The sequence below is a fragment of the Paenibacillus sp. D9 genome, from assembly GCF_001188365.1.
GTDB classification, from domain to species: Bacteria; Bacillota; Bacilli; order Paenibacillales; family Paenibacillaceae; genus Paenibacillus_O; species Paenibacillus_O humicus.
Genome location: NZ_JZEJ01000001.1, coordinates 94,314 through 115,101 on the forward strand (window position 1 = coordinate 94,314; position 20,788 = coordinate 115,101).

The 20,788-nt window shown below is 59.6% G+C and carries 25 protein-coding genes; 18 read left to right on the forward strand and 7 right to left on the reverse strand.

The genetic code is table 11. The features are described from left to right. Positions 1-529, reverse strand: a 529-nt coding sequence (locus VE23_RS27195; protein WP_232316754.1) for an MFS transporter, incomplete at its 3' end; no start/stop codon positions are given. A gap of 83 nt (positions 530-612) precedes the next feature. Continuing rightward, positions 613-1,230, reverse strand: coding sequence for a TetR/AcrR family transcriptional regulator (locus VE23_RS00420; protein WP_049867052.1), 618 nt, complete (start codon positions 1,228-1,230; stop codon positions 613-615). A 217-nt stretch (positions 1,231-1,447) separates the two neighbouring features. On the opposite strand from VE23_RS00420, the gene VE23_RS27200 reads away from it, so the two are divergent. Genes VE23_RS27200 through VE23_RS00430 form a run of 3 tightly spaced genes read left to right on the forward strand, consistent with a single transcriptional unit; the run spans position 1,448 to position 3,543 of the window. Further along, on the forward strand, positions 1,448-2,449 hold the full coding sequence (locus tag VE23_RS27200) for an MFS transporter (protein WP_232316756.1): 1,002 nt from the start codon (positions 1,448-1,450) through the stop codon (positions 2,447-2,449). A gap of 3 nt (positions 2,450-2,452) precedes the next feature. After that, positions 2,453-2,875: an MFS transporter gene (locus VE23_RS27205; RefSeq protein ID WP_232316757.1), complete on the forward strand. Its 423-nt coding sequence runs from the start codon at positions 2,453-2,455 to the stop codon at positions 2,873-2,875. Then, positions 2,872-3,543 (forward strand): MBL fold metallo-hydrolase, encoded by a 672-nt coding sequence (locus VE23_RS00430; RefSeq protein ID WP_049867053.1) that lies wholly within the window; start codon positions 2,872-2,874, stop codon positions 3,541-3,543. Before VE23_RS27205 ends, VE23_RS00430 begins: the two co-directional genes overlap by 4 nt. Positions 3,544-3,613: 70 nt before the next feature. On the opposite strand, the gene VE23_RS00435 is transcribed toward VE23_RS00430, so the two are convergent. From VE23_RS00435 to VE23_RS00445, 3 genes are all read right to left on the reverse strand, one after another. Beyond that, on the reverse strand, positions 3,614-4,621 hold the full coding sequence (locus VE23_RS00435) for a FecCD family ABC transporter permease (RefSeq protein ID WP_048748160.1): 1,008 nt from the start codon (positions 4,619-4,621) through the stop codon (positions 3,614-3,616). Beyond that, positions 4,618-5,628, reverse strand: a complete 1,011-nt coding sequence (locus tag VE23_RS00440) for a FecCD family ABC transporter permease (RefSeq protein WP_049867054.1) — start codon at positions 5,626-5,628, stop codon at positions 4,618-4,620. Before VE23_RS00440 ends, VE23_RS00435 begins: the two co-directional genes overlap by 4 nt. A gap of 62 nt (positions 5,629-5,690) precedes the next feature. Beyond that, positions 5,691-6,689: an ABC transporter substrate-binding protein gene (locus tag VE23_RS00445; protein WP_049867055.1), complete on the reverse strand. Its 999-nt coding sequence runs from the start codon at positions 6,687-6,689 to the stop codon at positions 5,691-5,693. A gap of 247 nt (positions 6,690-6,936) precedes the next feature. On the opposite strand from VE23_RS00445, the gene VE23_RS00450 reads away from it, so the two are divergent. Beyond that, entirely contained in the window at positions 6,937-8,679 is a 1,743-nt protein-coding gene (locus VE23_RS00450) for a methyl-accepting chemotaxis protein (RefSeq protein WP_049867056.1), read from the forward strand. A 36-nt stretch (positions 8,680-8,715) separates the two neighbouring features. Here the strand turns inward: VE23_RS00450 and fabV are convergent, their stop codons facing one another. Then, entirely contained in the window at positions 8,716-9,906 is a 1,191-nt protein-coding gene (gene fabV, locus VE23_RS00455; RefSeq protein ID WP_048748156.1) for an enoyl-ACP reductase FabV, read from the reverse strand. A 235-nt stretch (positions 9,907-10,141) separates the two neighbouring features. Here fabV and VE23_RS26860 point away from each other — a divergent pair, with 235 nt between their 5' ends. The 9 genes from VE23_RS26860 (at position 10,142) to VE23_RS00495 (ending at position 18,360) form a co-directional block, all read left to right on the forward strand. Then, positions 10,142-10,288 (forward strand): hypothetical protein, encoded by a 147-nt coding sequence (locus VE23_RS26860; RefSeq protein ID WP_164762954.1) that lies wholly within the window; start codon positions 10,142-10,144, stop codon positions 10,286-10,288. Between the two features lie 134 nt (positions 10,289-10,422). Beyond that, positions 10,423-11,172 (forward strand): SDR family NAD(P)-dependent oxidoreductase, encoded by a 750-nt coding sequence (locus VE23_RS00460; protein WP_049867057.1) that lies wholly within the window; start codon positions 10,423-10,425, stop codon positions 11,170-11,172. A 368-nt stretch (positions 11,173-11,540) separates the two neighbouring features. Then, positions 11,541-12,671: a GerAB/ArcD/ProY family transporter gene (locus tag VE23_RS00465; RefSeq protein WP_049867058.1), complete on the forward strand. Its 1,131-nt coding sequence runs from the start codon at positions 11,541-11,543 to the stop codon at positions 12,669-12,671. Then, a complete protein-coding gene (locus VE23_RS00470) occupies positions 12,668-14,161 on the forward strand; it encodes a spore germination protein (protein WP_084781199.1) in 1,494 nt (497 codons plus the stop codon). Before VE23_RS00465 ends, VE23_RS00470 begins: the two co-directional genes overlap by 4 nt. Beyond that, positions 14,161-15,315: a Ger(x)C family spore germination protein gene (locus VE23_RS00475; RefSeq protein ID WP_049867059.1), complete on the forward strand. Its 1,155-nt coding sequence runs from the start codon at positions 14,161-14,163 to the stop codon at positions 15,313-15,315. The genes VE23_RS00470 and VE23_RS00475 overlap by 1 nt, the downstream gene beginning before the upstream one ends. 93 nt (positions 15,316-15,408) lie before the next feature. After that, positions 15,409-15,801, forward strand: coding sequence for a phage holin family protein (locus VE23_RS00480; protein ID WP_049867060.1), 393 nt, complete (start codon positions 15,409-15,411; stop codon positions 15,799-15,801). Between the two features lie 157 nt (positions 15,802-15,958). After that, entirely contained in the window at positions 15,959-16,339 is a 381-nt protein-coding gene (locus VE23_RS00485; protein ID WP_048748152.1) for a cytochrome c oxidase subunit II, read from the forward strand. 249 nt (positions 16,340-16,588) lie between these two features. After that, positions 16,589-17,683: an ABC transporter permease gene (locus VE23_RS00490; protein ID WP_049867061.1), complete on the forward strand. Its 1,095-nt coding sequence runs from the start codon at positions 16,589-16,591 to the stop codon at positions 17,681-17,683. Continuing rightward, positions 17,680-18,360 carry an ABC transporter ATP-binding protein gene (locus VE23_RS00495; protein WP_021880367.1) on the forward strand — a complete coding sequence of 227 codons (681 nt, stop codon included), beginning with the start codon at positions 17,680-17,682 and terminating at the stop codon, positions 18,358-18,360. The genes VE23_RS00490 and VE23_RS00495 overlap by 4 nt, the downstream gene beginning before the upstream one ends. A gap of 77 nt (positions 18,361-18,437) precedes the next feature. On the opposite strand, the gene VE23_RS00500 is transcribed toward VE23_RS00495, so the two are convergent. Further along, positions 18,438-18,692: a hypothetical protein gene (locus VE23_RS00500; RefSeq protein ID WP_021880368.1), complete on the reverse strand. Its 255-nt coding sequence runs from the start codon at positions 18,690-18,692 to the stop codon at positions 18,438-18,440. 132 nt (positions 18,693-18,824) lie between these two features. Here VE23_RS00500 and VE23_RS00505 point away from each other — a divergent pair, with 132 nt between their 5' ends. The 5 genes from VE23_RS00505 to VE23_RS26870 all read left to right on the forward strand — a co-directional run bounded on the left by VE23_RS00505 (position 18,825) and on the right by VE23_RS26870 (position 20,787). Next, a complete protein-coding gene (locus VE23_RS00505; protein ID WP_021880369.1) occupies positions 18,825-19,112 on the forward strand; it encodes a Dabb family protein in 288 nt (95 codons plus the stop codon). 47 nt (positions 19,113-19,159) lie between these two features. Next, entirely contained in the window at positions 19,160-19,285 is a 126-nt protein-coding gene (locus VE23_RS27575) for a hypothetical protein (RefSeq protein WP_021880370.1), read from the forward strand. A gap of 12 nt (positions 19,286-19,297) precedes the next feature. Then, positions 19,298-19,717, forward strand: a complete 420-nt coding sequence (locus tag VE23_RS00510; RefSeq protein ID WP_021880371.1) for a DUF86 domain-containing protein — start codon at positions 19,298-19,300, stop codon at positions 19,715-19,717. A gap of 145 nt (positions 19,718-19,862) precedes the next feature. After that, positions 19,863-20,375, forward strand: a complete 513-nt coding sequence (locus tag VE23_RS26865) for a hypothetical protein (protein WP_021880372.1) — start codon at positions 19,863-19,865, stop codon at positions 20,373-20,375. 1 nt (position 20,376) lies between these two features. After that, a complete protein-coding gene (locus tag VE23_RS26870; RefSeq protein ID WP_048748150.1) occupies positions 20,377-20,787 on the forward strand; it encodes a YtxH domain-containing protein in 411 nt (136 codons plus the stop codon). Position 20,788: the final 1 nt, after the last annotated feature.

A 20,788-nucleotide genomic window follows, 5' to 3' on the forward strand; every position in this document is an offset into this window, starting at 1 on the left:
GGGTAAAGCCAAAAAAGCCGTTCCAGCCCCAGTATTCCGTAATCAGGCCGCCGACGATGGGACCCATCCCGAAGGCCATCGCGCTGCCTGCAGAGATCATCGCAATGGCGCTGCCTCTGCGGTTAGCCGGCACATATCGTCCGGCGATGATCAGGCCGAGGCCAGCCATGACGCCCGCGCCGGCCGATTGCAGCAGCCTGGCGGCGAGCAGGATCGCGAAGCTGCGGGCGAACAATCCGGTCATCGAGGCGATGCCGAGCACGGTCAGGCCGATGACGAGCAGCCGCCGGAGCGGTACGGAATCCGAGAGCCGGCTGTAGATCACGGTCGAGAGGGCATATCCGATCGAGTAGCCGGAGATGATCCAGGAAGCGAGATCCGCCGTAATATGGAGATCCCGGATGATGCTCGGCATGGAGACATTGAACATGGTGGTGTTCATGATGACGATAAAGAGGCCGCAGGTCCATACCGTCATGATCAGACGATCATTGACGGGCTGCGGCGATGAAGCGGAAGCGGATGACAAGGTCAAGGATTCCTTTCCAGGTTTTCTATACTGATTTCGTATATCCTATTTTAGAAGGAAGTCTTATTCTTCGCCAGCTCGCTTCACCCTGCATTCAATCCTAGAAACGAAAGGAACAGCTGTTCCAGGAACGTTTCCGACGACATGCCCCTTGTCGTCTTTTGGAACAGATAGAAATCGCTGCTCAGTGCGGTCAGCAGCAGATCGGCGGTGAAGATGCTGTCGGGCTGATGCTGCCCTGCGGCCGCCATTTCATCGAGCAGCCTGACCAGCAGCCCATGGAGCTCCTCGTAGAGAGGACTCGCCGCTCTGGCTTGAAAGCCTCTTCCGGAGGAAGCGGGATTTTCCACACCGGCGAGAAGCTGGACCTTCTTTTCCCTGAACCTCAAAAAGAGAGCGAGAACCCCTTGAAGCCGCTCCCTTGGAGGAGCGGAAGCATGAAGCTCGAGGAAAGCCTCCATTTCTTCGAACAAGAGCACCACCGTATCCTTGATGAGAACGAGACACAGCTCGCTCTTGTTGCGGTAGCGGCGGTACAGCGTTCCGGGCCCGATTCCGGCTTCGATGGCGATCTGGTTCATGCTGACATTCTCGACTCCGTGCTCGTCGAACAGCCGCTGGGCGGCATCCAATATCCGCAGCCGGTTCTCGGCGGCGTCCCGTCTTTCCATTCGAGGGGCTGGTATTTTATCATCCTTCATTTTCGATCCCATCCTCAATCCAGATAGAGAAGGCTTCATTGACAAGCGGAGATGTCTCCGCTTAACATGAAGAGGAGAGCTCTCCGTTTATAGGCACCCTTCCATCATAACCAACGAAAGAGGTGCAGTAAACATGCAGCAGCCATCCTCAAACGCCGCGCTTCCGGTCATGGACATGCAGAACGGCATCGTGTCCCGCTTCGCCGGCCAGACGTAAGTGCCGGAGCCTTTTCAGCTGGCGATAGCGGCGGCCCGCAGCCATGGGATTCCGGTTATTTTCGTAAAGCTCGCCTTCCGCAGCGGAGCTCCGGAAATCAGCATGCGCAACAAGGGGTTTTCGGTCTATGCGGGAGCGACCGATAGGGGCGAATCCGATCCGTTCTCGCAAATTCATGAATCGGTTCAGCCTCTGCCGGGCGAGGCGGACGGAAAGGAAGTCTTGGTCATGCCGTTATGGAAACGAAATATGATCTTCTGCTGGTTCGGCATGTTCGTCACCGGCGTGGGGATGAGCCAGATCGCGCCGATCATACCGCTCTACATTCAGCATATGGGCGTGCACAGCTCGGCCTCGATCGCGCGGCTGTCCGGATGGGCCTTCGGAGTTACCTTTATTCTATCCGCTGTCTTCTCGCCGATCTGGGGCGCGGCAGCCGACAAGGTCGGGCGCAAGCCGATGCTGCTGCGGGCCAGCCTCGGCATGGCTGTCGTCATCTTCTGCATGGGCTTCGCGACGAATGTGCCGGTCCTGATCGGACTGCGGCTGCTGCAGGGAGTCATAACCGGCTACAGCACGGCCTGTACCGCGATGATCGCGGCGCAGACGGATCGGGAGCATGCGGGCTGGGCGCTCGGAACGCTCTCCACCGCCAATGTGTCCGGAGGCCTTCTCGGCCCGATGATCGGCGGTTTCATGGCGCAGTCGTTCGGGCTGCGATACGTCTTTTTCATTACCGGCGCGCTGATGCTGGTCGCTTTTCTCACCACCGCTTTTTTCGTCAAGGAATCCTTTGTCCGGGAAGAGAAACGGAGGCTGGAGATGGGCGGGATATGGAGCTCGATCCCCGAGAAGGGCCTGACGCTCACCTTGTTCGTGACCTTCTTCATCCTCACCGTGGCGCTTTACTCCGCCGAGCCGATCCTTACCGTCTACATGACGGAGCTGGCCCGAGGCAGCGGGCACATTGCCCTGATGGCCGGAATCACCTTCTCGGCATGAGGCGTGGCGACGATTGTCGCTGCTCCGAGACTCGGCAGGCTGTCCGATCGGATCGGGGCGCATAAGATCATTCTGGCCGCTTTGATTGCCGCCGGCGTCCTCTTCATTCCGCAGGCGTTCGTTGCCAATCCCTGGGAGCTTATGGGGCTCAGGTTTTTGCTCGGCCTGACCGCGGCGGGACTGACGCCGTCCATGAACGTGCTGTTGAAGAAAATCACGCCTCCGTCCTTGACGGGCAGGATGTTCGGCTTTTCCATGTCGGCCGGATATTTGGGCGTGTTTGCCGGATCGGTTTTGGGAGGACAGATTGCGGCGTGGCTGGGCATCCGGTACGTCTTTTTCCTCACCGGCGTCTTGCTGCTGCTGAATGCGGCATGGGTCTATTGCAAGCTGTACGAACCGATAAAGGAGAGATCCGCGACATGAATGTCAAGCAAGTGTCGGAGCATATCTGGAGCTTGAAAGCCTGGATGATCATCCCGGTCCATGTGTGGGCGGTCGTCGGCAAGGACGGTGTGACCTTGGTGGATGCAGGCGTGCCGTGGATGGCGAAGAACATCACCCGCCTGCTGGACGGGCTTCAGGCGGGTCCGCTGCAGCGGATTCTGCTGACGCATGGCCATGCCGACCATGTCGGCTCGCTCAAGAAGCTTCTCGAAGCGAAGCAAGTTCCCGTATACGCTCATAGCCGGGAAATTCCTTATGCCGAGGGGCAGACGCCTTATCCGAAAAAAGACAAGGTTTCGGCCGGCGTCCCTGAAGGCACGCTGACAGCGCTGCACGAAGAGGCATCGGGAGCACTGGCGCCAATCGGAGAGTTGAAGCCGTATTTCACGCCCGGCCACTCGCCCGGCCATGTCGTTTATTATCATGAAGGCGATGATGTCCTGCTGGCGGGGGACTTGTTCAACTCGCGGAAGGGCAAAGTTCTCCAAGCCAGGTTCACGCCGGATCCGGACGAGGCGATGCGCAGCAGCGCCATCCTCAAGGAGCTGCGTCCGGCCAAGCTGGAAGTTTGCCACGGAGATACCGTCCTCCAGCCGGCGGATCAGTGGGATGCCCTGATGAAGCCATATGCAGGAGACAACAACTAAAGCCGCCCGGATGCATCCGGGCGGCTTCGCGGTCGGGACGGTCCATTCGGACCGTCCCGTTTTTCATGAATCAGGCTTTTTTGAGCAGAAGATAGATGAAGTAAGGGGCTCCGATGAACGCGGCCACGGTTCCGGCCGGGATGCCGGCCGGATCGGCCATGTTGCGGCCGATCATGTCGGCCGCCATCAGCAGCACGCCGCCGGTAAGGATGGCGATCGGCAGCGACAGCTGGTTGCGCGGCCCGACAAGCGTCTTGGCGATATGCGGCGCCATCAGCCCGATGAAGGAAATGCCGCCGGTGACAGCGACCGAGGAGGCCGCCAAGGCGACGGCGGCGATGAGCAGCTTGACCCGCTCCCGGTTCACGGGCAGGCCGATGCCGACGGCTACCGTCTCGCTCAGCTCCAGCAGATTGAGCTGGTTGGCCTTGTAGAGAGTGAACGGAATCAGGATGACGAGCCAAGGCAGGAGAGCCCAGATGAAGATCCAGTCGGTTCCCCAGATGCTGCCCGCGAGCCATTTGGCGATGAAGTCCACCTTCTCGCGCGTGGCCGAAGAGATGATGACGACCATGATGCCGGAGAGGGACAGGGAAAATCCGACCCCGACCAGCACGAGCCGGACAGGCTGGAGGCCTTCTCCTCTTCGGTAGGAGAACAGGTAGATGAGCAGAGCCGTGGCCATCGCGCTGGCGAAGGAGACGAACGTGATCAAGTACACGAACGAGCCGGGCTCGATGGGGGCGAACAGGAAGAAGAGCGCGACGCCGAGGCCGGCGCCGGTATTGATGCCGATAATGCCGGGATCCGCCAGATCGTTGCGGGTCACCCGCTGCAGGATGGCGCCGGAGAGGGCGAGGCCCATGCCGGCCAGGAACGTAATGAAGATTCTCGGGAGCCGGATCGAGAGGATCAGATCTTCCTTGACGGTTCCGTGGCCGAACAGCACCGGGAGCAGGCGCTTGTAGCCGAGGCTGGAGTAGCCCCATCCGGCGCTGATGAACATGACGGCTGCGGCGAGCGCGATCAGGACAGCGACGATGATGCGCTGCCTGCGGATAATCGAAGGGGCGATCATTGGAATGCACGCCCTCCTTTCTTCACGATCCAGAGGAAGAACGGCAGGCCGATCATGGCCACGATGGCCGTAATCGATGTTTCGTACGGAGCGTTGATCGTACGGCCGAGCGTATCGGCAACCAGCATGAGCGCTCCTCCTCCTGCAGCCGATATCGGGATGACGAACCGGTAGTCGGGTCCGACGATCTTTCTCGCGATATGCGGCACGAGCAGCCCGAGGAACGCCAGGTTGCCCACCAGGGCGACCGACGCGCCGGCCAGGATGATGACGACGACGTACAGCAGCATTTTGATCCGGGCGATGTTCTGGCCGAGCCCGGTCGCCACGTCCTCATTCAGGCTCATGATCGTCAGATGTCTGGAGAACAGCAGCGCCAGCACGATGCCGGCGGCGATGAAAGGCGTAATCGCGCCGAGCTGCTTCCAGGTCGTGCCGATGACGCCGCCGGAGTTCCACAGGGATACTTGCTGCGATATTTTGAAATAAAGGCCGACCGCCTCGGCGACCGCGTAGAGAAGAGCCGATACGGCCGCTCCCGCAAGCACGATGCGCAGAGGCGAGAAGCCGCCCTTCTGCACGGCCCCGATTCCGAAGACGACGAGCGCGCCGAAGGAGGCTCCGGCGAAGCAGCTCAGCATGATGCCGAAGTAGCCGGCCTGAGGGAACAAGGCGATCGTGATGGCCAGCATCGCGTTGGCTCCGGCCGTCAGTCCCAGCAGGCCCGGATCCGCGAGCGGATTGCGGGTCATTCCCTGCATGACGGCGCCGGATACGGCGAGCGCGGCTCCTACGGCAAGCGCGGCCAGCTCGCGGGGCAGGCGGAATTCGCGGATGAGCAGGATGTTTTTGCTCGTTTCGCTGGAGGTCATGGCCAGCCAAACTTCGCGGAAGCCGATGTCGGCCGCTCCGAGCAGCATCGAGGCGAGGAAGGCGGAGGCAAGGACAAGCAGGGAGGCGGCAAGCTTATACCCGAAGGGAAGCCTGCGGCGGATTGGACTGGACATCGATGATCATTCCTTTACCCGAAATAGAGGAAAGGAACTCCAGATAGAGTTCCTTCCGGCTTTCATTCGTTTCCGAGGAAATGCTGCTTGAAGAATTCAAGCTGGTATTCGAGCGAAACCGGGTCGTTGAAGTAGAATTCTTTGGCGTTGGCTTCGAACACCCGGTTGTTTTTGACGGCCGGAATGTTTTTGTACGTTGCGGATTCCTGGTAGGAGTTGTCGGTGTCCGGGTTTTTGCTGATGATCATATAATCGCCGGCGAACTCCGGGAGCACCTCGATCGACAAGGCGTAATAGCCTTCCTTGAGCGCGTTGTCGATGACCTTTTGCGGCATCTTCAGTTTCATTTCCTGGTAGAGGATCTCCGTTCCGCGTCCCCATGCGTCTCCGAATACGTAGATCTGCTTGTCGAAGTTCTCGGTGACCGAGACGGTCGCGTCCTCTCCGATCTTCGCCCGGATCTCCTCGCCGGCAGCCTTGGAGCGCGCTTTGAAGTCGTCGATCCAGGCCTGGGCTTCTTTTTCCTTGTTCAGCAGCTTGCCGATCTCCAGATGCTGGGTCAGGTAGTCGACCTTGTTGTAGGTGAACGTGACGGTAGGAGCGATTTCCTTGAGCTTGTCGATGTTCTTGTCCGTCGACGCCGCGATGATGAGATCGGGGTTCAGCTCCACGATCTTCTCCAGGCTGTCCGCGCTGACTTCCTGAGCGCCTGCTAGCTTATCCTGGAAGCGGGGATTGTCTTTGGACCAGCTGTCCACGCCGACCAGGTTGACCCCGAGCGCAATCACGTTGCCTGTATAGGAGGCGAGGACGACGACCCGCTGCGGATTGGCAGGCACTTCGACGGGACCATTTTCCGATTGATATGTAATCGTTCCTGTCGCTGCCGGCCCGGCCGCAGTTTCCGTTCCGGAGGCGGTGTTTTGAGCGGCTCCGGCGTTGGCGCTGCCTGTATTTGCGCTGCCTGCATTGCCGCTGCCTGCATTTTCCGAGGTTGTGCTGCCGCATGCGCTCAGGACAAGGACCAGGGCCAGCAGGGCAGGAACTAGAAGCTTTTTCAAAATGAACTCCCCTTTTTAATTGATAATGATTATCAGTATTAGTTCGTTTCCCACTATAAAACGAGCGGAAGGAGGTTGTCAATACAAAATAACGAGGATAAACAACCGATCGAGGCAGGACTGAAGTCCTTCTCCGGAAGTCCCAACGTTAACAGGGAGTTAATGAAAATCCTCATGTTCGTTAACTTTCCTCTGCTAGGATAGATGCGGAACTAGCATAAATTGGCATCATGCGGGGGCTGACGAGATGAAGAAGATAAGCGCGGTTGCAAGGTCCATGAAAATGAAGCTGGCGGCAAGCTTCCTCTTTATTGCCCTCTTTTTCCTGGCGGCGGTCCTTTATCAGGACGGCATGCAGGGCGGCGTCAGGAATTCCATGACGCAGCTGAAGACGGAGATGGAGAAGCGGATCACGACGGCCAAGATCAATCAGTTCCTGCAGGAAATGAACGCGGCCGAAAGCCAGCTGAAGCAGACGAGCGACACGGATACGGCCAAGCCGTTCGGGACGATGAGCGCCGCCCTGCACAAGGAGCTGGACAAGCTGTCGTTTCCGGAAGGAGGAACGGCTGCGGAGGATCTATCCAATCTGAAAAGCAAGGTCGGCGAGTACGAGAAGGATTTTGCCGGCATGGTGGAGGCTCTCGACGATCCCGACATGGATCCGCTCGCCGTCCTCGAAAAAGTCGATCAGCTCCATACGAAAGCGTCGGCGGAAAGCCAGAACATGCTCGACATCACCTCGCGGCTGGGAGCGGCAGCAGACCGGAACGCGCGGTCGGCCCAGGAGCGGTCGTTCGAGCTGCTCAGCCAAACATCGGATGCCGCCCTGTACGGACTCGGCATCGTCCTCCTGTTCACGGTTCTGGTCGCCTTCTTCCTGATCCGCTCGTTCGCCTCCTCGGTCAACCGGCTGCAGAAGGCGGTCGCGGCGCTGGCGGCCGGGGATATGCGCGTGCGGATCAATTCCCGCAGGCGGGACGAGCTCGGCGAGCTTAGCCGGCACTTCGACGATATGGTGTCCAAGGTCCGCAGCATGCTGGGCCAGACGCGCGGAGTGGCCGCCTCGATGACGGACTACTCCGAGTCGTTCCGCTCCTCTGCCGGCGTGACGGCCAAGGCCAACGAGGACATTCTCGTTTCCATCGGGGAGATTTCCGCCGGTGCGCAGCAGCAGTCCGGATTGTCGGAGCACAGCGCCCTGCTTATCGGGCGGCTCGAGCATGAGCTCGATGAGATGCTGGAGGCGATGGACGCCGTCATGTCGGCAAGGAAGCAGTCCGGCGCCAATATCGGCAACGGGCTGTCGGCGATGGGAGAGCTGGGCGGTTCGGCGAGACGCTCCGGCGAATCGATCGAGGGGATGTACAGGCAGCTGGATACGCTGAGCCGCCAGTCGGAGGAAATTACCGGCGTGACGCGGCTGATCGCGCAGATATCGGCCCAGACGCAAATTCTGGCCTTGAATGCCTCTATCGAAGCGGCCCAAGCCGGCGTCCACGGCAGAGGCTTCGCCGTCATCGCGGAGGAGGTCCGCCAGCTGGCGTCCCAGACGAAGCAGTCGACCTTCCATATCGGCGGCTTGATCGAAAGGCTCCAGGAAGGGATGGCGAGCTTCCGGGAGTCCATGCTGGAGACGAAGCGCGGACTTGACGAGCAGGAAGGACAGGTCGCGGTCACGCTCGACGCCTTCGAATCCATCAGCCGTTCCATGGAAGACATCGGCACCCGCATCCATCATGTCCACGGCCAGGTGCAGCGCACGCGCAGCAGCAACGAGGAGCTGGCCGAAGCGGTCCGCAGCGTCGCCGCCATAGCCGGGCAGACCGCAGCGGGAGTGGAGCGGATGAGCGCCTTGAGCACGGAGCAGCATGAGGCGATCCGGGGAATCGCGGGCCAGGCGGGAGATATCCATGACCTGTCGGGCCGTCTGTTTGGGGAGATCAGCGTTTTCGTTCTTGAAGACGAGGATTCCCATTCTCAGTCGTAAATGAAAAAAAACGCCTTCGCAGGCGTTTTTTTGTTCTTATTTGGCGCCCGGAATCTCGACCTGGGGGTCGACATCCTGGTCGTAATCGACGCCTTCCGTCTCGAATCCGAACAGCTGGAAAAATTCGCGGCGGTAGCCTTCGAGATCCGTCAGGCTGTAGATGGAATCGGTGTCGACGCGGTTCCAGACGGCATCCACTTCCTCCTGCACGTCCGCTCGCAGCTCCCAGTCGTCGATGCGGATGCGGCCCTTCTCGTCGACCGGCGTGCCGGCCGGATGGTAGAGGCGGTCGGCGAAGAGGCGGTGGGACTGCTGGATCGTATTCTCGTGCAGGCCCTTCTCCTTCATGATCTTGTAGAGAGCCGAGACGTAGAGGGGAACGACGGGAATCGCCGAGCTCGACTGCGTCACGAGCGCCTTGCTGACCGAAACGTAAGCGCGGCCGCCGATCGGGGAGAGCTGATCTCCGAGGCGCAGCGCCGTCGCTTCCAGGTCGTCCTTGGCCTGCCCGATCGTGCCGTCGCGGTAGATGGCCTGCGTGATTTCCGAACCGATATAGGAATAGGCGATTGTCACCGCGCCTTCGGCGAGCAGGCCGGCAGCCTGCAGCCGGTCGATCCAGCGCTGCCAGTCGGCTCCGCCCATGACGGCTACCGTCTGGGCGATGTCGTCGCCTTCGGCCGGCTCGATCGTTACGTCGGTCACTTCGCCGGTATGGAAGTTGACGGTTTTGTTGCTGTAAGGAGCGCCGATCGGCTTCAGCACCGAGTTGAACGTCTCTCCCGTATCGGGATCGGTACGGCGGGGAGCCGCGACGCTGTAGACGACGAGATCCACCTGGCCGAATTCCTTGGCGATGGCGTCAAGGACGCGGTCCTTCGTCTCGTCGGTGAAGGCGTCTCCCGTCACGCTGATGGACTTCAGTCCAGCCTCGGCCGCCTTGCGCTCGAATGCGGCCGAGTTGTACCAGCCGGCGGACGCGGTGCGCTTGTCGGTAGCGGCGCTCGGGCGGAAGACGCCGATCGTGTCGGCGCCGGCTCCGAATGCGGCGGCGATGCGGGCAGACAGGCCATATCCGGTCGAAGCGCCGAGCACGAGCACGCGCTTGGGGCCTTCCCACTTCGGCTGGCTTTGTATGTAGTCGATCTGCTCCTGGACCTGTTTGGCGCAGCCTTCCGGATGGGCTGTCGTGCAGATGAAGCCGCGGGTTCTTGGTTTGATGATCATGGAACGCTTCCTCTCTGTGCCGATAATGAATACGGTCTATATTTTAACGAGTTTGGCGCCAAAAGGGAAACAAAAGGGCCGACGCCGTCATGACTTCCGTCCGGCATGGGCATTCTAAGCAGGCTTCGCTGCCTGGCTGGCCGCCTGCCAGTCCGGCTGTCTGCAGGCCGTGCCGCTGTCGGGCCGCCTGCCAGCGGAGCGGGTGCAGGTCCAGGCGAGAAAGGAGGCATGAGCCATGTCGCGCAACAAAAAGCATTCGTTCGAGGACAAGCAGAAAGGATACGCGGAGCGGAGCAAGGAAGCCGAGAACAATCTTGCCGCTTCCACGAACGAGAACAGGAACCAGAAAGGCCATGTGCCGAACAGCCCTTCGACAGGCTGACCGGGGCAAGCGCCAAGCGTGAATGGGGGCCGGACCGGGCGGAAGCCGGGTCCGGCTTTTTTGCAGGTTTGACGGCGGCTCCCCAAGGTAAAGTATGATAGGCAGGCAGGAACGCCGAAAGGGGAGGATGCAGGGTGAGATTCAAAGGAAAGACGGTCGTCGTGACCGGAGCCGGCTCCGGAATCGGACGTGCAGTCGCGCTGGGATACGCTGCGGAAGGCGCGGATGCCGTGCTTGTCGACCGAAATCGGGCCGGCGCCGATGAAACCGCGTCTCTGATCCGGGCAAGCGGAGGAAGCTGCTCGGCATGGACGGCCGATCTCGGCAAGCCTGAGGACATCGCCGCTTTGTTCGCAGGAATCAAGGAAAGGTATGGAAGAGTCGACATTCTGATCAACAATGCCGGCATCAGCGCCTTCAAGTCCATCTGGGAGCTGAAGGTGGAGGAATGGGACGAGGTGCTGAACAGCAACCTGCGCGGCACCTTCCTCTGCAGCCGCGCTGCGGCCCTCCTGATGAAGGAGGACGGCCGGGGAGGCTCCATCGTCAATATGGCCTCGACGCGCGCGTTCATGTCGGAGCCTTCCTCCGAAGCGTACGCCGCCTCCAAGGGAGGGATCCTGTCGCTTACGCACGCCTTGGCGTTGTCGCTCGGCGGGGAGGGCATCCGGGTCAATTCCGTGAGCCCGGGCTGGATCGAGACCGGCAGCACGGCCAAGCTGAGCGAAGCCGACCACAGGCAGCATCCGGCGGGAAGGGTAGGACGTCCGGAAGATGTCGTCCGTGCATGCTTCTACTTGACCGATCCGGACAACGATTTCGTCACGGGTACGAATGTGACGGTCGACGGGGGCATGACCCGCAAAATGATCTACATCGAATAAGCGGCCGCAGCCGTACCTGAATGCCGACGCGCAAGAAGCGGGGCCAGCAGGGGAGGCCGCTGAAAAAGCTGTCTTCTGCGTTCGCGGATCATTCTTCCGATCGCCGTTGTCCCCGAATTTCTCTGATCCTTGCCATTGTTGCGGTCGAAATCCGGTGACAAAGGCGACCCCATTCGTTTCTCCAGAACGATTCCGCGCCTTTCGCTTGTTTTTCAGCCGCCTCCAGCCGGGGGCGGCTTTTTTCTTTTCCCCGGGGACTAATTCGGCCCACTGCGATCCGCGGACAATGGCTGTAGCAGAGGGGCTCCAGGCTTCAGTGGATAAAGTTTCCGCCAGAGGGATAATCTAACCTCGAAAGAGGTGCGGAGATGAAAAAAACGAATTTGTTCGGCCTGCTGCCGGCTGTCATGATCCAAATCCTGTCTGTCGGCCTCGTCAACCATGTCCTCATCGTGCCTCTTATTCTGCACACCGCCAAGCGGGACAGCTGGATGTGTCCGGTGATCGCTTGGATCATCGCCGTTTTATGGGTCAGCTTTCCCGTATACGGCACGATGAAGCGGCTGAACGGATCCTTGAAGTCCATGCTGGAGAGGGTTATGGGCAGAGCCGGCTCCTGGACGCTCAAATTCCCGCTCGCCGTCATGCTGTTCGGAATTACGCTCAATACGCTGGTCGACACGATCTCATGGTCGAAGACGACCTACCTGCCCAAGACGCCGACCTGGGTCATTTCAAGCGCCATTATCCTCATTGTCTTGTATGCGGTTGGCACCGGCCTCCGGACGATCGCCTACGCCTCGGCCGTTCTGCTCCCGTTTGTCTTGCTTCTCGGAGACTTCGTGATGACGGCGAATCTGCCCCATAAGGACTATTCCTATCTGAAGCCGTATCTGGAGCATGGCTGGACTCCCGTGTGGTACGGGGCGCTGCTCAGCGTCTGCGCGCTGGTGGAGCTCTATACGCTCGTCCTCTATCAGCATCATCTGAAGAAAAAGTTCAAATGGATCCACATGTTCGTGCTGATGACGATCCTGTCGCTCCTGACGCTGGGGCCGCTGACGGGAGCCATTACCCAGTTCGGGCCGGTCGAAGCGGAGAAGATGAGGTACCCGGCCTTTTCCCAGTGGAGGCTCGTCCAGATCGGCAAGTTCATCGAGCATCTGGATTTCTTCGCCATTTACCAATGGATATCCGGAGCGATGATTCGGCTGTCGCTGTCGCTGTTCCTCATGGCCGACATGCTGTCCCTTCGTTCAAAGGGCAAAAAGTGGGGATTCGCGATCGTCCTGCTGGTCCTGCTCGTTCCTTTGTGTCAGGCAATCAGCGACAATATGGTGCTTTACCGCAAAATCATGATGTATTACTTTCCCATCGCGGGTGCTGCCGTCGTCGCCATCAGCATGATCATCTGGCTGCTGACGGTCATGGACGCGCGCAGCGACAAGAAAACCTCTGCGGCCGGGATGCCAGCGGAAGGAAATGGAGGGCCGTCATGAGCCAGCAGACCCAGAATAGTGCCTATTCCCAAAGCAGGACGTCCTCGTCGTCTGCCGACGACGGGACTGCTGCAGCCTCCGGCTCCAAATGGACGCTGCGGCAGCTGCAGGAAAAGCTCGAAGGCTGCCAGGATGTCGTCCATATCGAGACCAGCTTCATTCTCGAAAACGGCGAGCACTTTCCCGCGACTTTATTCTACTGCACCCAGATGGTGGATACTTCCTTGCTCCAGCAGTCTCTGCTGCCCGCTCTCCAGACGGACGGAGGCAGGCTGAAGGAGGGCTCCGACACCAATCTCATGATGATCAGCGACGAGTCGGACGCCGGCCAGGATCTTTTTGAAATGCTGTTCAGCGGCGCCGTCCTGATCGTGCTGGACGAAGGGGCCAGAATCTACGCCTCCTTCATCGGGAACCTGACGGAGCGGCAGCCCGACGAATCCGTCATGGAGGTGTCGCTCAAAGGACCGAGGGACGGCTTTGTGGAAAGCGTCAACGTCAACATCAGCTTGGTCCGCCGCCGTCTCAAGACGCCTGATCTCCAGTGCGAGATCATGACGATCGGTTCCAGATCGGGAACCCAGGTCGCCCTGATGTATATGGCCAGTCTCGCGGACGAGGAGATGATCGCCGAAGCGAGGCGCAGGCTGCAGGAGATCGCGAAGAACGTCGTTTCCATCGACAGCAGCACCCAGATCGAATCCCTGATTTCCGACAAGCGATTTACGCTGTTCCCTCTGACGACCTATACCGGCCGTCCCGATTATGCCGCCTCCTCGCTTATGTCGGGGCGGTTCATCGTCATCGTCAACGGCAATCCTGCGGTCATCATGGGGCCGACCGATCTGGCCTTCCTCGTCAAGTCTCCCGAAGATCTGCATATGCCTTATTTTTATGTTTCCTTAGAGAGGCTTTTGCGTTTCTTGGGGCTTTTTTTCAGCATCTTCCTGCCGGGCTTCTGGATCGCTCTCTGCTCCTTCAATACCGATCAGATTCCCTTCAACCTGCTCGCGACCATTTCCACGTCCCGGAACGGCCTCCCGGTATCGACCACCATGGAGATGTTCCTCATGCTGCTCATGTTCGAGCTGTTCCGGGAAGCAGGGGTCAGGCTCCCGCGGGCGGTCGGCCAGACCGTGTCGGTCGTAGGGGGGCTGATCGTCGGCAATGCGGCGATCGACGCCGGGCTCACTTCGCCCACGATGCTGGTCGTCGCGGCCGTGACGGCCGTGTCCACGTTCGCCCTTGTGAACCAGACGCTCAACGGGACGGTCACAGTGCTGCGGCTGCTCGTGCTGGTCATGGTCTCGTTCATGGGCATGCTCGGCTTTTTCCTCTCGATGTTCGCGATCGTCATCCACCTGTGCTCGCTGGAATCGTTCGGAAGGCCTTATATGGCTCCCCTCGCTACGATGAGGTTCAGGCTGATGCCGCAGGCATTCCTGCAGCTGCCTTGGGTCAAGCGGCGGAGAAAGGGAGGCCGATTCTGATGAGGGCCGGGCTGCTGCTTGCCGTGCTTGCCGCCTTGTCTCTGCTGACCGCTGGATGCTGGGATGAAGTCGACCTGACCGATCAAGGCTATGTGACGGCGCTGGGGATCGATTATGCGGACGGCCAGTACAGGATGACCGTGCAGCTCATGCAGATGAGCTCGGTCGCCAAATCCCAGGATCCGATGAGTACAAACGGGACTACCGTATGGGTCGGCAATGGAAAAGGAAAGACGATGCTCACCGCATTGGGCGATCTGCAGAAGTCGTCGCAGTTCGAGGTCAACCTGGACCATATGAAGGTGCTGGTCGTTCAAGAACGGGCGCTGTCCCGCATGGAGGATATCCTGGATGCCAACAACCGGCAAAGGGCTTCCCGGTACACTTCGCTCGTATTCGTCACTAGAGAGCCGTTCGAGAAGCTGTTCAACACCGACACCTTTTTCGGCCGCTCGCCTCTGCTGAGCATCATGTACAACCCCAAGATCCAGTTCAACCAAAACAGCCTGATCCGCCCGGTTACGATGCAGGAGCTTGTCAAGGCGATGGAAGAACCGGGGTTCACGGCGGTGCTTCCCGTCATCGGAACCAATGCCAGCGACTGGCAGGAATCGGAGAAGAAGCTTTTGGTCCAGCAGTATGAGGGCATCGTCCCCTTCTATCTGAAAAAAGCGAAGCCGTTCATGGATGTCGATGAAATCGGCGGCATGCGCTGGATCGATCCGACCTTCCAGCAGCATTATATCTACACCGGGTTGAATTCGGGCAAGGACGGAGGGCGGCAAGAGAATATCGCAACCGTGAACATCACTTCCTCCAAGCCTGCCTACCGTCTCGTGCAAGCGGGCCAGAATCCCGAGATCAAGCTGGATATCCGCGCGAAGGGCCATCTGATCGAGCTGACCGGCCCGATGACGGAGCGGGAAATATCCCGTCAGGTCGAACAGAAGATAAAGGCTGAAATCGAGCGGACGTTCGCGATCGGCTGCAGCAAGCACGTCGACATCCTGCAGCTGGAAGAATTCCTCTACCGGAATCACAACAAGCTGTGGAAGCAGCTGACCAAAGCCGGCGAATGGATCCCGATTCCCGGCGAGCTGAAGGTCGACGTTCATTTCGACCTGGTCCACACCGGCAAATTCGATCTGACCTGAGCCTGGCCAGCGGTAAAAAGGCGGACAACCATCGCATCCCCCTGTTATCGGCATAGGATAATCTATCAAATGCTGATAGAGGGGGGAGCAGGAATGAAAGATTCTTCCACGGGCTCGCTTGTTGCGATCATCGGCTCCATGATCGGGTTTGCGTTCGGCGCCTGGCATCAATCGCTGACGCTGCTGCTCGTCTGCATGGCGGTCGATTATATTTCCGGAATGGCGGCCTCGCTGAGCGAAGGCAGGCGTCTGAGCAGCCTCGTCGGCTGGTGGGGGCTGGCCCGCAAGGGACTGACGCTGCTCGTCATCCTCATCGCGCACCGGATAGACGAGCTTATGGGAGGCAACGCCGTCATGACGGCTGCGATCTTCTTTTATACGGGCAACGAGCTGTTGTCCATCACGGAGAATTACGGCCGGATCGGCTTGCCGCTGCCGGGAAGGATCAAGGCTTTCATTGAAATCTTCCGCAAAAAAGATTCATGATCGCCACGGAATGTTCATGAATCTGTCAAACATTTCGGGATAAAATAAAATTGAAAACGGTTAAAGCTTGTGATCATTTCCTGTTCTTAGGTATTATAGAAGCAGTCATGGTCAAATATGGGCATCTCATCTAAGCATGAAGGGGAGCAAGGAACGCATGAAATACGTAATGTCGACAATGCTGATTATCGCAGCCCTGCTGGGTCTGTACATGCTGACGCTCGGACTTCCGCTGCCTCCGAAGGACGAAAGCGCCGGACTGCCCGAGGGCGTCGAGCTGCTGAAGGTAACCGCATCGCAGGACTTCGTGTTCGACCAGAAGGAATACAAAGTCAAGGCCGGCCAGAAGTACAAGCTCGTCCTGCACAACAAGAGCGGCATGCACGGCCTTGCCATCGAGGACTTCGGCATCGACCTGCAAGGCGACAAGATGGAGCAGGAAGTTACCTTCGACAAGCCGGGCCGCTACAAAATGCACTGTTCCGTCATGTGCGGAACCGGACATGCGAACATGGTATCCGAGCTCGTCGTCGAGTAGCATGCAGATGGGAAAAGCGTTTCTCCTTAAGAGGAGGAACGCTTTTTTTTGCGTTTCAGCGATCTGGCGATCGCTCCGAGATGCGGCCGGCGAAGCCGCTGAGCCTTCTGCTCGGACTCAATCGGCCTGCCCGGGCGGAAGCGGCGTCCGGCTGCTCAGCCCGGAGCCGTGCGGCTGCTTGTAATCTCCGGTTCACGCTCCGTTCACGCAGCAGCTCTAAGCTGAAGGCATGAGAAGGAGGAGATGTTCATGTTTTTGGCTTTGCGGGAAATCAGGCATTCCAAGCTGAAGTACGCGCTGATCACGACGATCATGCTGCTCGTATCTTTTCTGGTGCTGTTCGTGACCGGGCTGGCGCAAGGATTGTCCTATGCGAACGCATCCTCGGTCGTGAATATGAAGGCCGATTACTTTATTGTCCAGAAAGGCTCGGACAGCCGGCTCGCCCGATCGGCGATAACGCCGGAGCAGGCGGCAGCGGCCAAGGAGGCAGCCGGGGAGGAAGCCGTCCAGCTGCTTGGCGTGCGCATGGCTTCGCTTCAGAACGAGGCGACGGGGGCCAAGCTGGATGCCGCGCTCATGTCCGTGGAGCCGGAAGGATGGCTGGCGCCGCCCGTTGTCGAGGGGACGAAGCCGGCCGCAGGAACGGATGGCGCCATACTCGTGGACCGGAAGCTGTCGGAATCGGGAGTCGAGCTCGGGACGAAGCTTACCGACACGGTAACGGGCCGCAGCTGGACCGTCTCCGGCTTCGTGAAGGATGAATCCTACAGCCATACGCCGGCGGCGTTCGTCAGCCCCGCGGAATGGAGCAAGCTGCAGCAGTCCGGACGGGAAAGCGGCTACAACACGATCGCTTTCCGCGGCAGCCAGGCCGATGCGCAAGCGCTGCAGGGCAAGCTGCCCGGCACGGAGCTGCTCGCCAAGAAGCAGATCATCCAGGCGATTCCCGGCTATTCCGAGGAGCAAGGCACGCTGGTCATGATGATCGCGTTTCTGTTCGTCATATCGGCATTCGTCCTGGCGGTGTTCTTTTATGTCATGACCATCCAGAAGACGAGCCAATTCGGCATCTTGAAGGCGATCGGCTCCAGAACCGGCTATTTGTCGGCAAGCGTCCTCTGGCAGGTGCTCCTGCTTGCCGCGGCCAGCTTGACGGGGAGCCTGCTGCTCATCTGGGCGATGCGTGCGGCGATGCCCTCCACGGTCCCGTTCCAGCTCGATGCCGGCACGACGGCCTTCACCTGCGCCTTGTTTCTAGCTACTTCGATAGTCGGCTCGCTGTTGTCTGTCATTAAGGTGGCGCGCACCGACGCGCTGGATGCGATAGGGAGGACGGCATGATGAAACCGAGATTGCTTATGGAAAATGTGACCCAGACGTTCCAGGACGGCGAATCAAGCGTAACGATTCTGGACGGCTTGTCGCTGGAAGTCGGAGAGGGGGAGCTGGTCGCCGTGACCGGACCTTCCGGCTCCGGCAAAAGCACCTTCCTCTCGATCGCCGGAGCGCTGCTGTCTCCGACCGGAGGCGAGGTGAGCGTAGACGGGCGGCCGCTCGGCGGCATGGACGCCGGGCAGCTGGCGGATCTGCGGCTCACCAAGCTCGGCTTCGTGTTTCAATCCGCGAACCTCATTCCGTACCTGCGCGTCGAGGAGCAGCTGCTGCTGGTCGCCAAGCTGGCCGGAACTCCGGCCGCCGAAGCCTCGAAGCGGGCCAAGGAGCTGCTGGAGCTGCTGGGGCTGGCCCGCAGGAGCAGATCCTATCCCGAGAAGCTGTCCGGGGGCGAGCGGCAGCGGACAGCCGTCGCCCGCGCGTGGATGAACGATCCTTCGGTCATCTATGCCGACGAGCCGACGGCAAGCCTGGATGCCGAGCGCGGAAGGGATGTCGTCCGCATGCTGCGGGACGGCGTGAAGGCGCAGAAGAAGGCGGGAATCATGGTCACCCATGACGATCGGGTGCTGGAGTATTGCGACCGCGTGCTGAAGCTGGAGAACGGCCGGCTGCAGCCGGCTTGAGCCCGGATCGGCAGGCGAACGGAAAAAGCCCTCGCGGAACCTGCACGAAGCAGGCGTCCCCAAGGGCTTTCCGATTTTCAGGCAGCGTTTCTTTTGCGGCGCTCGGCTTGGATGATCCGGTCGCAGGCATACCCGATGGCCGCATAACAGGCGATCGTGAGGATGTACATGATCAAGACCGGCGTGGCATGGATATCGTAGAAGACATCCGAGATCCAGGCGACAGGACTGAACATGAAAAAGAAGAAGTTATGGGGATCATACCCCGTTGAGCTGAAAAGGCATAGGGCAAGGCTGATCAGGACCGCGGCGATCGTGACGGGATAACGCACCTGTTCTTGCTCCCTTCTGCTGGCATTGCCGAATGATGCGGCTTGAGTTATTATGGGTCAAAAGGGCTCGGGACATGCAGGTGATGCAAGTTCCGCGCCGATTCATGATCAAGAGGGAGCGTTTTCACTACTATGCTGACCCATATCGTGTTCTTCCGCCTCAAAGACCGCAGCGCAGACAGCGTGGAGCGCACGGCCTCCGTCCTTCGCGGCATGGAAGGCCGCATCGAGGTGCTCCGGCATCTGGAGGTAGGCGTTGATGTCGTCCATTCCGAGCGTTCGTACGATATCGCGCTCGTAACCAGGTTCGATTCCCTGGAAGCTCTTGGCGAATACCAGGTGCATCCCGTTCACCAGAAGGTCATCGAGCACATGAACGAGGCCCGCGAATCTTCCGTGAGCGTGGACTACATAGGCTGAACCAACAAGCAGGAGGAGCTCCGGCTTCTTAAGGAAGGTGCGTAACTATGCAGGAAGAATCGCTTGGGGAAGATTTTTATCAGATGATCGTCTATCTGTTCGTCGTCATCGTCAGCAGCATCATCATGATCGTCTGGCTGAAACGGCGCGGCAGAAAAAAGAATAACCGATAACGGAGGCGCTTCATGTATTACGTCAACGTGCAAGACATCCGTCTCAGGCTCGGCGCCATGCCGGAGCTTGAGCAGGCGCTGAGGGAGCTGGCGGCCGGCTGGCAGGGAACCCTGCTTCAAGGGCTTGCCCAGGAAAGGGCTCTCCATCTGGCGATCGAAACCGTGACCGACGTAGGCAGCTGCCTCATCGACGGTTATATCATGAGGGATGCCAGCAGCTACGAGGATATTGTCGAAATCATCGGCGGCGAGGAAGTCATCGATGCCGGGCTTGCCCGCAGCTTGGCGGAGCTGGCCTCGCTGCGCCGCAAGCTCGTTCAGGAATATTATGACTGGCCGCGAAGCGAGCTGCATCCATTCACGGCGCAGCTTCCCGGCTGGCTGGCAAGCTTCCGGGAACAGGTGGAGATTTATCTCGCCAAGGAACAATAACATCGCGACTGCCCGTTTTGAAGCCGCCTTTCAATGGGCGGTTTTTTTATTTTGAGATTGAAGTGTCAAGCCAAGCCCACGCCGCATCTACTGATCTCAGGCAATGGGCTCCCGCCCGGAACCGGAACATGCAGGAGGTGGAGGCATGGCAGCTTGGATCGCGGCGCTGGGCGCCGCCGTGGCGGCAATCGCGGTCGCTGCGGCTGCATGGCAGTTCGTCGGGGTGCTTCGCCGTCTGAAAGCGTGGATGGAAGAAGCCCAGTCGTCAGGAAACAAATCGCTGGAGCAGCTTGACGAGCTTCTGAGCGATGCGCGCCATGCTCTGCGGCCCGCAAGAGAGGCGGCCGAGGAAGCGAGGAGGCAGCTGATGCTGCTCGGTCCGGTGCTGGAATCCGCTCTCAAGCTGCAGGACGCAGCGAACCATGCGCAGCTCGCGGCGCGAAAGCTCGCCCATGCGGCTGCGGACACGGCCGAATCGGCTGCAGTCCGCGTGGAGCAGGCGGCCGGCAAATACCGGGAGCAGATCGATCAGGCGATCGGCATCGCCGAGGTCGCGCTCGAAGGATGGATGTTTTGGCGCAGCCGCCGCGAAAAGCTTGGAATCTCTGCATGTTCCGGACGGAACAATGGGAACCCTAACGAGGAAGGGAGCGATTAAGATGGCGAAGAAGAAATATGGATTTGCATGGGGCGCAATTGCGGGAGGTATCGTCGGATCGGTGACGGCGCTGCTGCTGGCTCCGAAGTCGGGCCGCGAGCTGCGCTCCGACATCGGCGAGTATGCGGCCAAGGCGGCCGACACGGCGGTTGAAATCGGCGAGATCATCGGCGACAAGGCTGCGGCAGCGGCAAGGCAGACGGCTGCCGGAGCAACGGCGCTGAAGGATAAAGCCATTCAAACGGCCGAAACCTTGGCATCCGGAATCAAGTTCTGGGACCGCGGCGAAGATCGCGAGCTCGCGGTCATCGCATCGGCGGCTTCGCACGACGATCTGGACGTCTCGGATTTCGTCATTAATGAACACATTGAGTCGATCGATGCCGAAGAAGACGGCTCCGGCAAAATCTGAG